Raw genomic sequence first — 12,570 nt, forward strand, 5'->3', positions numbered from 1 at the left:
GGCGACTCCGTCCGCGCCGGTGCCGCCTCGGCCGCCCCCCGGTTCAGCAGCAGGTATGCCGCCGCGCCACCCCCGACCAGCAGCACAGCGGCGAGCGAGATGATCAGTGCGACGCGCCCCCGTCGCTTCCCCCCGGAAGCCACGGTCAGGCGTCGAATCCCTCGGCGATCATCTCCACGAGCTCTTCGCGTTCCTCCACGGGGAGGAACGCGGCGGCCGCGGCGTTGAACTGGAAGGTCTCCAGGTCGTCGAGGTCGTAGTCGAACGTCTCCACCAGCAGCGCCAGCTCCCGCGTGAGCGAGGTCGCGCTCATGGTGCGGTTGTCCACGTTCACGGTGACGGCGAAGCCCAGCTGGTAGAGCAGGTCGAACGGGTGGTCGGCCAGCACGTTGCCCCAGGCCGCGACGGCCCCGGTCTGCAGGTTCGACGACGGCGACAGCTCGAGCGGGATCTCGCGGTCGCGCACCCAGCGGGCGAGCTCACCGAAGCGCACCTGCACCTCGTCGCCCTCCTGCGTGACGACCTCCAGGTCCTCCGCGATGCGCACACCATGGCCCAGCCGCAGCGCGCGCCCGTCGAGCAGCGCCGAACGGATCGATGCGAGTCCGGCGGCCTCTCCCGCGTGAACGGTCACGGGGAAGAAGTTCTCGGCGAGGAAGTCGAACGCGGCGCGGTGGTTCGACGGCGGGAAGCCGTCCTCCGGCCCGGCGATGTCGAAGCCCACGGCACCGCGGCCGCGGAAGTCGACCGCGAGCTCCGCGATCTCCCTGGCGCGGTCGGTGTGCCGCATGGCGGTGATCAGCTGGCCGATGCGGATGCTGCGACCGTTGCGGTCGGCGGCGTCCTCGCCCTCCTCGATGCCCTGCTGCACGGCCTCCACGGCCTGCTCCAGCGTGAGCCCCGCCGCCTGGTGCTGCTCGGGCGCCCAGCGCACCTCTCCGTAGATCACGCCGTCGGCCGCGAGATCCTGCACGAACTCGCGCGCGACCCGGGTGAGCCCCTCGCGCGTCTGCATGACGGCCGTCGTGAGGTCGAACGTCTTCAGGTATTCGACCAGCGAGCCGGAGTCGCTCTGCTTCGCGAACCAGGTGCCCAGCGCGCGCGGGTCGTTCTCCGGCACGTCGAGCCCGATGGCGTCCGCGAGTTCGATGATCGTCGCCGGCCGCACGGCCCCGTCGAGGTGGTCGTGCAACGACACCTTGGGCAGGCTCCGCAGGGAGACGCCGTTCAGGCTGGCATCGCCGTTCGCATCGATCGACATGGGGATCCTCTCGGTCGCGGGACTTCGGTTTCAGGCTACCGTCCGCGGCCTCAGGCCGTGATGCGCTCGCGGACGATCGGCCCGGCCTCCGGGGCCCGGTCGCCGAGCTCCCACGCCCCCTCCAGCGCCTCGATCGCGCGGGGGAACCGTGCCTCGTCGGCCGCGGACAGGGTGAACAGCGGCTGCCCGGCGGTCACGCGGTCGCCCGGCTTGGCGTGCAGGTCGATGCCGGCCTCGTGGATGACCGGATCCTCGGCCCTGGCCCGCCCGGCACCGAGGCGCCACGCGGCGATCCCGAAGGGCAGCGCGTCCATGCGCGTCACGACACCGTCGGACGCGGCGGTCACGACGTGCGTCTCCCTCGCGACCGGGAGCGCGGCGTCGGGGTCGCCGTCCTGCGCGCGGATCATGGCCTTCCAGCTGTCCATCGCGCGGCCGTCGTCGAGAGCGGCCTCCACGTCGGCGTCGGGCTGCCCGGCGAGGGCGAGCATCTCCCTGGCGAGGGCGACGGTCAGTGCCCGCACGTCGGCCGGGCCTCCGCCCGCCAGGATCTCGACGGACTCGCGCACCTCGTTGGCGTTGCCGATCGCGCGGCCCAGCGGCACGTTCATGTCCGTGAGCAGCGCGGTCGTGGCGACGCCGGAGTCGGTGCCCAGTGCGACCATCGTGCGTGCGAGCTCCCGCGCGCGGTCGATGTCCTGCATGAAGGCGCCGGAGCCGAACTTCACGTCGAGCACGAGCGCGTCGGTGCCCTCGGCGATCTTCTTCGACATGATGCTCGACGCGATCAGCGGGATCGCCTCGACCGTCCCCGTCACGTCGCGCAGCGCGTACAGCTTCTTGTCGGCGGGGGCGAGGCCGGAACCCGCGGCGCAGATCACCGCCCCGGCGTCGCCCTGCATCTGGGCGAACATCTCCTCGTTGCTGAGCGCGGCGCGCCAGCCGGGGATCGCCTCGAGCTTGTCGAGCGTGCCCCCGGTGTGACCGAGGCCGCGTCCGCTGAGCTGCGGAACGGCCACGCCGAACGAGGCCACCAGCGGTGCGAGCGGCAGGGTGATCTTGTCGCCGACACCACCCGTGGAGTGCTTGTCGACCGTGGGCTTGCCGAGGGTCGCGAAGCTCATCCGCTCGCCCGAGGCGATCATGGCGTCGGTCAGCACGCGGATCTCGTCGCGCTCCATGCCCCGCTGGAACACCGCCATCGCGAACGAGGCCATCTGCGCGTCCGAGACGTAGCCGCGCGTGTACGCGTCGACCATCCAGCGCAGCGCCGGCTCCGGCACCGCCCCGCCGTCGCGCTTGGCGCGGATCACATCCACGGCGTCGAACGGCTCAACGGTCATCGTGCGTCCTCCAGGTCGCGCGGCCCGAACGCATCGGGCAGCACCTCGTCGATGGTGCGGATGCCGGAGACGGTCTCCAGCAGCATGCCGGGCACGGCGTGTTCGTACAGCAGCTGGCGGCACCGGCCGCACGGCATGATCGTGTCGCCGTCGTTGTTGACGCACACGAACGCCACGAGGTGCCCACCGCCCGACATGTGCAGGTCGCCGACGAGCGCGCACTCCGCACACAGCGTGACGCCGTACGAGGCGTTCTCCACGTTGCAGCCCGCGACGATGCGTCCGTCGCTGACGAGGGCGGCCGCTCCCACGCGGTAGCGCGAGTACGGCGCGTACGCCTTCGTCATCGCGTCGGCGGCGACCTGGCGCAGCTCGTCCCAGTCGATGTCGGTCATGACGGTCGTTCCTTCTTCCTGCGTCCTACGACTTGATGTACGGCTTGCCGTCGGCGGCAGGTGCCTTGATCTGCCCGGCGAACCCGGCGACCGCGAGCAGCGTCACCACGTACGGCAGCATCAGCATGAACTCGCCGGGGATCGGCGTCTTCAGGATCGACAGCAGGTTCTGCAGGTTCGTCGCGAAGCCGAACAGCAGTGCCGCCAGCGTCGCCCTGATCGGGTCCCAGCGGCCGAAGATCACCGCGGCGAGGGCGATGAAGCCGAGTCCCGCCGTCATGTCCTTGCCGAACTGCGGCACCGAGACGAGCGTGAAGTAGGCACCGCCCATGCCCGCGATCGCACCGGCCAGCAGCACGTTCCAGAACCGCGTCGGGTTGACCTTGATGCCCACCGTGTCGGCGGCCTGCGGGTGCTCACCGACGGCGCGGAGCCGCAGCCCCCAGCGGGTGCGGTACAGCCCCCACGCGACGACGGCGACCGTGAGGAACATCAGGTAGCCGATGAACGTCTGGTTGAACAGCACGGGACCGATGATCGGGATGTCGCTGAGCAGCGGGATCTCGATCCGCGTGAACCGCACCGGCGTGTTCAGCTCGGCCTCGTTGGGTGCCAGGAGCGCGCCGTACAGGAACCCGGTGAGACCGGTGACGAGCACGTTCAGCACGACACCGACGATGACCTGCTCGACGAGGTACTTGATCGCGAACGCGGCGAGGACGCTGGCGACCAGCACGCCGCCGACCATCGCGCCGATCAGACCCACGAACGGGTTGCCGGTGATGCTCGACAGCAGGGCGGCCGAGAACGCGCCGAGCAGCAGCTGCCCCTCGATGGCGACGTTGACCACACCGGCGCGCTCGCCGATCACGCCGCCGAGGGCACCGAACACCAGCGGGACCGACAGCGACACCGCGCCGAACAGCAGGCTCGTGACGGGGACGAGGCCGCCCGCGGACGCCCACACCAGGAACCCGAACACCGCGAACACACCGTAGGCAGCGACCAGCCAGAGCGAGGTCGGACGATACACCCATGCCCGCAGGAACGAGGCGACCGTGATCACGACCAGCACGGCGAACACGAACCAGAAGGTCGACGAGGTGGGCAGGGCCACGTCGGGCAGTGCGAACGCCGACGACTGGTCGGAGAGCCGGAAGGTGCTGGTGCCGCTACGGGGTACCGCGAGGAACAGCAGCGCGAGCAGCACGGTCAGCACGGCGAGCACGATGGGCGCCTTGAGGTGGCGCTCCTTCACGGTCGCGAGCTGGACGGTGCCGTCTGCGGCCTCGGTCTGTGCGAGCGACATCATGCCGTCACCGCCTTCTTCGCGGCCTTGGCTCTCGCCTTGGAGGCCTTCTCCGCGTCGGACTTGGGCAGGAAGAACACGGTGCGCAGCAGCGGCGGCGCGGCGATGAACAGCACCACGAGCGACTGCACGACCAGCACGATGTCGACCGGGATGTCCTGCGCCTGCATCGAGAACGATCCGGCCTTGAGCGCGCCGAACAGGATGCCGGCGGCGAACGTGCCCCACGCGCGGCTGCGGCCGAGGAGGGCGACGGTGATCGCGTCGAAGCCGATGCCCGCGTCGATGGTCTCGGTGACGCCGGTGGTCACAGCGCCCTGCAGCTGGTTCATGCCCGCGAGTCCGGCGAGGCCTCCCGCGAAGAGCATCGCGTAGACGTAGATGCGCTGCACGCTGATGCCGGCGGCGCGGGCGGCGTGCGGGTTCTCGCCCACGGCGCGCATGCGCAGGCCGAGGGAGGAGCGCTCGAGGAGCCACCAGACGAACAGCGTCGCGATGATCACGATCACGAAGCCCACGTCCAGCAGCGGGAACTGCGGGCCGAGCAGCGTCGGGAACTGCGCCGACTCGGGTGTCGGCGAGCCGAGCGCCTGGTTCGTGCCCGGCTTCTGCAGCAGGCCGGGCGTCCGGATCATCCACAGAAGCAGGTAGTACGCGATGTAGTTGAGCATGATCGTGAGGATCACCTCGTGCGCACCCGTGCGGGCCTTGATGAGACCGGCGATCGCACCCCACAGCGCCCCGCCCGCGATGCCGGCGAGGAGCGTGACGGGCAGGTGCAGCCACAGCGGCAGGTCGAGGGAGAAGGTCAGCAGCGCCGCGACCGCGACACCGATGAGCATCTGGCCGCGCGCACCGATGTTGAACAGACCGACGCGGAACGCGAGCGCCACGCCGAGACCGGCCGCGATGAGCGGCGCGGCGAAACCGAGCGTGTTCGTCAGCGGACGGATCTGCGCGGCGAAGTCGGCTCCGCGGGCGTTGAAGATCGCGCCGCGGAAGAGCGCCTCGTAGCCGTTGTAGACGGCGTTCCAGGCCGCCGCCAACGTGTCGGTCGGACGGGCGAAGAAGTATCCGGACGCCTCCTGCACGTCTTCGTTCGTGAAGGCGATGAGGATGCCGCCCACGATGAGCGCGAGCACGATCGCCAGGATCGTGGTGACGGCGCTCCCCCGCAGGATCTCCTTCAGGACGACGTTCGCGCGGGGAGGCGGCGGGACGTCGGAGGGGTCGCGCGGCACGGTGCCGGTGCTCGTGGCGAGCTGTTCGGGTGGGAGCCCCTTGGTCGCGTCCCCTGCGCCTGGTGTCGCTCCGCTCACGCGGCCACCTCTCCTTCGGCCGCACCGGCCATCATGAGTCCGAGTGTCTCCCGGGGCGTGTCACCCGGGACGATGCCGACGATCGTGCCGCGGTACATGACCGCGATCCGGTCCGCGAGAGCTGCGACCTCGTCCAGCTCCGTGGAGACCACGACGACGGGGATCCCGGCGTCGCGCGTCTCGATGATCCGCTTGTGGATGAACTCGATCGAGCCGACGTCGACGCCGCGAGTGGGCTGCGCCGCCACGAGCAGGCGCAGGTCGCGGCTCATCTCCCGGGCGATGACCACCTTCTGCTGGTTTCCACCCGACAGCGTGCCCGCCGGGGTGTGGGGCCCCTGCGCGCGGATGTCGTACTCCTTGATGCGCTCGCGCGCGAACTCCTCGAGCACGGCGCGCTTGAGGGTGCCGGCGCGGCTGAACGCCGGGTCGTCCGAGCGGTCGAGCACCAGGTTCTCGGCGACCGAGAACCCGCCGACCAGGCCGTCCTCCGTGCGGTCCTCCGGGACGAACCCGACTCCCGCGTCGAGGATGGCGCGCACGCTCTTGCCGACCAGCTCCTTGCCGTCGAGCACGATGCTGCCCTCGACGCGCGCCGCGAGACCGACGATGGCCTCCACGAGCTCGGTCTGGCCGTTGCCCTGCACGCCGGCGATCGCGAGCACCTCGCCCGGTCGCACGGTGAAGTCGACGCCGTCCACGACGATCGCGCCGCCCGGGGTGAGCACCCGCAGTCCGGACACCGCCAGGCCGCCCTCGCCCAGTCGCGGCGCCTCCTTGTGCACCGTCAGCTCGACCGCGCGGCCGACCATGAGCGAGGCGAGCTCCGCGTTCGACGCAGTCGGCGACGCCTCCCCCACGATCCGGCCGAGACGGACGATCGTGATGGTGTCGGCGACCTCCCGCACCTCGCGGAGCTTGTGGGTGATGAACACGATCGCGGTGCCCTCGTCGCGCAGCTGCCGCATGATGCCCATGAGCTCATCGGTCTCCTGGGGGGTCAGCACCGCGGTGGGCTCGTCGAACACGAGCACCTTCGCGTCGCGCGAGAGCGCCTTGATGATCTCGACCCGCTGCTGCACGCCGACGGGCAGGTCGCCCACGATCGCGTCGGGGTCGATGTCGAAGCCGAAGCGCGCGGCGACCTCCCGCACGTGCTGGCGGGCCTTCGCGATGTCGAGGGTGCCGAGCGCCTTGGTCTGCTCGTGGCCGAGCATCACGTTCTCGGCGACCGTGAACACCGGTACGAGCATGAAGTGCTGGTGCACCATGCCGATCCCCGCAGCCATCGCGTCGCCCGGGCCGCGGAAGTGCTGCACCTCGTCGTCGAGGAGGATCTCTCCCTCATCGGCCTGGTACAGGCCGTAGAGGACGTTCATGAGGGTGGACTTTCCCGCGCCGTTCTCCCCGAGGAGGGCATGGATCTGCCCCGGTTCGACCACCAGATCGATGTGGTCGTTGGCCACGAGGCTGCCGAATCGCTTGGTGATGCCGCGAAGTTCGAGCTTCATATCTGCACCTTATCCAGAAGTGTCATTCAGGAGAATCGTCGTCCGTCCACGGCACGGGGCGAGTGGCAGCCTGCTCACCACTCGCCCCGTGTCGGACCGTTTCAGATCACGGCGAGTTCTTCGACTCCACCGTGATGTCGCCGGAGATGATCTGCTCCTGCAGCGTCTTCAGCTCGTCCATCAGGCCCTCGGGCAGCTGGGACTCGAAGTCGCCGAAGCCGGACAGCTTGACGCCCTCGTTCTCGAGCGTCCCGACGTAGGGCTCCGGGTCGAAGTCGCCCTTGGCGGCCGCGATCGTCGCGTCGTGCACAGCCACGTCGATGGCCTTCATGATCGACACGAGCGTCATGCCCGCAACACTCGGGTCGGCAACCGCGAGGTCGCTGTCCACGCCGAGCATCAGGGTGTCCTTGCCGCTGTCGGTGATGGCCGCCGCGGCGCTCTGGTAGACGGGGCCACCGACCGGGAGGATCACGTCGACGCCCTGGTCGAGCACGCCCTGAGCGGTCTGCTTGGCGGTGTCGTTCGCGTCGAAGCCACCCGTGAAGGAGCCCTCCTGCGTCGCCGCATCCCATCCGAAGACCTGGACCGAAGCCGACTTGTCCTCGTTGTACTTCTCGACACCGAGCTGGTAGCCGTCCATGAACACGGCGACCGACGGGATCTGCATGCCGCCGAAGGTGCCGACCTTGTTCACACCGCTCTGCGCCGACCACGCCGCGGCCGCGTAGCCGCCGAGGTAGGCGGCCTGAGCCGTGTCGAACACGAGGGGCTTGATGTTGGGCGCGTCGACCTCGCCGTCGAAGTCGTTGTCGGCCCAGTCATCGATGATCGCGTAGTCGATCTCGGGGTTCGCGAGCGCCGACTCGACCGTGGCGGCCGACAGCTTGAAGCCAACCGAGACGATGAGCGAGCAGCCCTCGGACACCGCGGTCTCGAGGTTCGGCGCGTAGTCGTTGTCGTTCGCCGACTCGAACTCGAGCGGCTTGATGTCGAGCTCCTCGGCGGCGCTGTCCATGCCCTCCTTGGCCGACTGGTTGAACGACTTGTCGTTCCAGCCGCCCGCGTCGGAGATCAGGCAGGGCAGGAAGTCGGAGTCGGCCGGCTTGTCCGATCCCCCGGCCTCGTCGGTCGGTGCCTGGCCGCAACCGGCGAGCGCGAAGATGACGCCCGCGGCGACGGTCGCGCCGAGAAGCTTCTTGGTGGTGGAGATGGTCAACTCATGCCTCCCTCAACGGAACCGCGACCATCGCGGATCGATCAAAGTTACCTAGTGTTTCAGCCTTCGTGCACGCACGTCGCCCCTGGCGCTGGCGAAAGGTTACAAAGCTGAAATCAACCCACCCGATGAGCACCGATCACTGCTCATCAGAGCACGTCGCCCTGTCCGTTCAGCTTCAGCGACTCCACGACGCCCTTCACGCGCTGCGCGTTCTCCACCGTCGTGACGAGAAGCGCGTCGGGGGTGTCGACCACGACGATGTCCTTGACGCCGACGAGGCTGATGACGCGGGAGGTCTGGCTGACGAGGATGCCGCTGGCGGCATCCGTGAGCACCCGCGCCCGCGGCCCGAGAACGGCGAGGTCGTTCTTCCTGCCGTTGGTGATGAGCTTGGTGAGCGACGCGAAGTCGCCGACATCGTCCCAGTCGAAGTGCCCGGGGACGACGGCGAGGCGACCACGACGCGCGGCGGGCTCGGCGACCGCATAGTCGATCGCCGTCTTCTTGAGGCGCGGCCAGATGCGGTCGACGACCGGGCCCCGTCGCTCGCGATCGTCCCACGCCTCGGCCAGTTCGAGCAGCCCGGCGTGCAGCTCCGGCTCGTTCGCGGCGAGCTCGTCGAGCAGGACGCTCGCCTTGGCGATGAACATGCCCGCGTTCCACAGGTAGCCCCGGTCGGCGAGGTACGCCTTGGCCGTCTCCAGGTCGGGCTTCTCCACGAAGCTCTCGACGAGCGCGGCCTCACGGGCACGCTCGACGACGAGCTCGGAGCCCTTCTTGATGTATCCGAAGCCGACCGCGGGCTCCGTGGGGGCGATGCCGATCGTGCAGATGTACCCCTCGCGAGCGACCTCGACCGCGTCCCGCACCGCGAACTCGAACACGCGCGTGCCGCGGATGACGTGATCGGCGCTGAACGAGCCGATGATCACATCGGGGTCGCGCCGGTGCAGCACGGCGGCGGCCAGTCCGATCGCCGCGGCGGACTCGCGCGGCTCCGACTCCAGGAACACGTTCAGATCGGCGATGCCGGGCAGCTCGGCCTCCACCGCCGCCCGGTGCGCCCGTCCCGTGACCACCGCGATCCGATCGGGTCCGGCGAGGGGCTCGAGGCGGTCCCACGTGTCGCGCAGCAGCGAGTGGCCGGAGCCGGTCAGGTCGTGCAGGAACTTCGGCGCATCCGCCCGGGAGAGCGGCCACAGCCTGCTGCCGATGCCTCCGGCCGGGATCACCGCGTAGAAGTCCTCGATGGGTTCGCTCACCCGGCCAGCGTACCCAGCCGGCCCGCTCGGTCCCCGTGAGCCGCTCCGCGGCGACGCGGTCCCGACCGGATCCGGGCGGCGCACGCTGGTTAGGGTCCCCTTCGTCGCCCACGGCCTTCTCACAGGAATAGGATGGAGGGCGATCGGGCGTGCCTGCCCCTCCCCAGCACTTCGAGGGGTCGAGACGGCGCACGCGACCGAGTCACATCGATCCAGGGAGGACGACCGTGTCCACAAGCGCTCGCTTGACACCGTCGATTTCGGAAACCACGTCCAAGACCCCCCGCGGCACCCTCTACCGGGGTCGCGAAGGCATGTGGTCGTGGGTGCTTCACCGCATCACCGGAGTCGCCATCTTCTTCTTCCTGTTGGTGCACGTGCTCGACACGGCGCTCATCAGGGTGTCGCCGGAGGCGTACGACGCGGTCATCGGCACGTACAAGAACCCGGTCATGGCGCTCGGCGAGGTCGTGCTCGTGGCCGGCATCGTGTTCCACGCCATGAACGGTCTGCGCATCATCGCCGTGGACTTCTGGTCGAAGGGCGCCAAGTACCAGCGCCAGCTCTTCTGGGGCGTTCTGCTCGTCTGGGGCATCATCATGGCCGGCTTCGTGCCCCGCCACCTGATGCTCGCATTCGCCGGCTTCGGAGGAGGACACTGATGAGCGCTCAGACCGCCGTCGCCCCCGCCCGCCGTCAGCGCGGGGTGAACCTGGAGAAGTGGGGCTGGGTCTTCATGCGCGTGTCGGGCGTCGTGCTCGTCGTGCTGATCTTCGGCCACCTCTTCGTCAACCTCATGCTCGGCGAGGGCATCCACGCCCTCGACTTCGCGTTCATCGCCGGCAAGTTCGCCACGCCGTTCTGGCAGTGGTGGGACGTGCTGATGCTGTGGCTCGCGCTCATCCACGGCGCCAACGGCATGCGCACGATCGTGAACGACTACGTGACCAACGCCACCGCCCGCAAGGCACTCGTGTGGGCACTCGGGCTGGCCGCCGGCCTGCTCATCATCCTCGGCACGCTGGTCGTCTTCACGTTCGACCCCTGCCTGGGTGTGACCGAGTCCAGCACGCTGTGGGAGACCTGCCAGGCGCAGGGCTAGAAGAAGAGGCATACGAGAAGTGACTACCCAGACCCAGGATTCCGTCGTCCGTGACGGCGTGCACTACCACCAGTTCGACATCGTCATCGTGGGCGCCGGCGGCGCCGGGATGCGGGCGGCCATCGAGGCGGGCCCCGGCGCGAAGACGGCCGTGATCTCGAAGCTGTACCCGACGCGCTCGCACACCGGTGCCGCGCAGGGCGGCATGGCGGCGGCGCTCGCGAACGTCGAGGAGGACTCCTGGGAGTGGCACACCTTCGACACGGTCAAGGGCGGCGACTACCTCGTCGACCAGGACGCGGCGGAGATCCTCGCGAAGGAAGCCATCGACGCGGTCATCGACCTCGAGAACATGGGCCTTCCCTTCAACCGCACGCCCGAGGGCAAGATCGACCAGCGTCGCTTCGGCGGTCACACGGCCGAGCACGGCAAGACCCCGGTCCGCCGCGCCTGCTACGCCGCCGACCGCACCGGTCACATGATCCTGCAGACGCTGTTCCAGAACTGCGTCAAGCTCGGCATCAACTTCTTCAACGAGTTCTATGTGCTCGACCTCATCACCGTGAAGGACGAGGCGGGCAAGACCCAGATCGCCGGCGTCGTCGCCTACGACCTCGCCACGGGTGAGCTGCACGTCTTCCAGTCCAAGGCCGTCATCTTCGCGACCGGCGGCTTCGGGAAGATCTTCAAGACCACGTCGAATGCGCACACTCTCACGGGCGACGGCGTCGGCATCGTCTGGCGCAAGGGCCTCCCGCTGGAGGACCTCGAGTTCTTCCAGTTCCACCCGACCGGACTCGCCGGACTCGGCATCCTCCTCACCGAGGGTGCCCGCGGTGAGGGCGCGATCCTCCGCAACGCCTCGGGCGAACGGTTCATGGAGCGATACGCCCCCACCATCAAGGACCTCGCGCCGCGTGACATCGTCGCGCGCTGCATGGTGCAGGAGGTCGCGGAGGGCCGCGGCGCCGGACCGCACAAGGACTACGTGCTGCTCGACTGCACGCACCTGGGTGCCGAGGTGCTCGAGACCAAGCTCCCCGACATCACCGAGTTCGCGCGCACGTACCTGGGCGTCGACCCGGTCGTGGAGCCCGTCCCCGTGATGCCGACCGCGCACTACGCCATGGGCGGCATCCCCACCAACAACAACGGCGAGGTGCTGGCCGACAACGACACCGTGGTGCCCGGCCTGTACGCCGCCGGCGAGTGCGCGTGCGTCTCGGTGCACGGCGCCAACCGCCTCGGCACCAACTCGCTGCTCGACATCAACGTCTTCGGCAAGCGAAGCGGCCGCAACGCCGTGGAGTACGTCAAGACCGCCGAGTTCGTTCCGCTCCCCGAGAACCCCGCCGCGTTCGTCTCCGGCATGCTCGAGGACCTGCGCAACAACCAGGGCACCGAGCGCATCGCCGTGCTGCGCAAGACGCTGCAGGACGAGATGGACAAGGGCGCGCAGGTGTTCCGCACGCACGAGTCGCTGCAGCACGTGCTGGGCGTGATCGCCGAGCTGCGCGAGCGCTACAAGAACGTGCACGTCGACGACAAGGGCCACCGGTTCAACACCGACCTGCTCGAGGCCGTGGAGCTGGGCTTCCTGCTCGACATCGCCGAGGTCGTCGTCTACGCGGCGCAGAACCGCGAGGAGAGCCGCGGCGGTCACATGCGCGACGACTTCCCGAAGCGCGACGACGAGAACTACATGAAGCACACCATGGCCTACCTGACGGGCGACCCGCACTCGTCGGACCCCAGCGACCACATCAAGCTCGACTGGAAGCCCGTCGTGTTCACCAAGAACGACAAGGGCGAGTTGAACTACCCGCCGATGGAGAGGAAGTACTGA

Annotated in this window: 11 protein-coding genes; 3 read left to right on the forward strand and 8 right to left on the reverse strand. The window is 69.1% G+C overall.

Annotated features, from left to right (window positions below; translation table 11 throughout):
• Positions 1 to 145 precede the first annotated feature (145 nt).
• The 8 genes from DW299_RS08260 to DW299_RS08295 form a co-directional block, all read right to left on the reverse strand.
• Entirely contained in the window at positions 146 to 1,261 is a 1,116-nt protein-coding gene (locus tag DW299_RS08260; RefSeq protein WP_136030362.1) for an adenosine deaminase, read from the reverse strand.
• Between the two features lie 50 nt (positions 1,262 to 1,311).
• Positions 1,312 to 2,604, reverse strand: a complete 1,293-nt coding sequence (locus DW299_RS08265) for a thymidine phosphorylase (RefSeq protein WP_136036304.1) — start codon at positions 2,602 to 2,604, stop codon at positions 1,312 to 1,314.
• Entirely contained in the window at positions 2,601 to 3,059 is a 459-nt protein-coding gene (locus DW299_RS08270) for a cytidine deaminase (protein ID WP_522731639.1), read from the reverse strand. Before DW299_RS08270 ends, DW299_RS08265 begins: the two co-directional genes overlap by 4 nt.
• Positions 3,025 to 4,311: an ABC transporter permease gene (locus DW299_RS08275; protein ID WP_136036306.1), complete on the reverse strand. Its 1,287-nt coding sequence runs from the start codon at positions 4,309 to 4,311 to the stop codon at positions 3,025 to 3,027. The genes DW299_RS08270 and DW299_RS08275 overlap by 35 nt, the downstream gene beginning before the upstream one ends.
• Complete coding sequence (locus tag DW299_RS08280) at positions 4,308 to 5,627, reverse strand: ABC transporter permease (protein WP_136036307.1); 1,320 nt, start codon at positions 5,625 to 5,627, stop codon at positions 4,308 to 4,310. The genes DW299_RS08275 and DW299_RS08280 overlap by 4 nt, the downstream gene beginning before the upstream one ends.
• Positions 5,624 to 7,138, reverse strand: a complete 1,515-nt coding sequence (locus tag DW299_RS08285; protein ID WP_136036308.1) for an ABC transporter ATP-binding protein — start codon at positions 7,136 to 7,138, stop codon at positions 5,624 to 5,626. Before DW299_RS08285 ends, DW299_RS08280 begins: the two co-directional genes overlap by 4 nt.
• 106 nt (positions 7,139 to 7,244) lie before the next feature.
• Positions 7,245 to 8,357 (reverse strand): BMP family lipoprotein, encoded by a 1,113-nt coding sequence (locus DW299_RS08290; protein ID WP_136030376.1) that lies wholly within the window; start codon positions 8,355 to 8,357, stop codon positions 7,245 to 7,247.
• 149 nt (positions 8,358 to 8,506) lie between these two features.
• Positions 8,507 to 9,622: a mannose-1-phosphate guanylyltransferase gene (locus DW299_RS08295; RefSeq protein WP_136030378.1), complete on the reverse strand. Its 1,116-nt coding sequence runs from the start codon at positions 9,620 to 9,622 to the stop codon at positions 8,507 to 8,509.
• A gap of 227 nt (positions 9,623 to 9,849) precedes the next feature.
• Between DW299_RS08295 and sdhC the strand changes: the two genes are divergently transcribed.
• The 3 genes from sdhC to sdhA are packed head-to-tail and all read left to right on the forward strand — an operon-like array spanning position 9,850 to position 12,570.
• Positions 9,850 to 10,284 carry a succinate dehydrogenase, cytochrome b556 subunit gene (gene sdhC / locus DW299_RS08300; RefSeq protein ID WP_136030381.1) on the forward strand — a complete coding sequence of 145 codons (435 nt, stop codon included), beginning with the start codon at positions 9,850 to 9,852 and terminating at the stop codon, positions 10,282 to 10,284.
• On the forward strand, positions 10,284 to 10,724 hold the full coding sequence (locus DW299_RS08305; RefSeq protein WP_136030382.1) for a succinate dehydrogenase hydrophobic membrane anchor subunit: 441 nt from the start codon (positions 10,284 to 10,286) through the stop codon (positions 10,722 to 10,724). Before sdhC ends, DW299_RS08305 begins: the two co-directional genes overlap by 1 nt.
• Before the next feature lie 19 nt (positions 10,725 to 10,743).
• Positions 10,744 to 12,570, forward strand: a complete 1,827-nt coding sequence (gene sdhA / locus DW299_RS08310; RefSeq protein ID WP_136030384.1) for a succinate dehydrogenase flavoprotein subunit — start codon at positions 10,744 to 10,746, stop codon at positions 12,568 to 12,570.

It is taken from the genome of Microbacterium sp. K35, from assembly GCF_004794375.1.
Taxonomy (GTDB): Bacteria; Actinomycetota; Actinomycetes; order Actinomycetales; family Microbacteriaceae; genus Microbacterium; species Microbacterium sufflavum.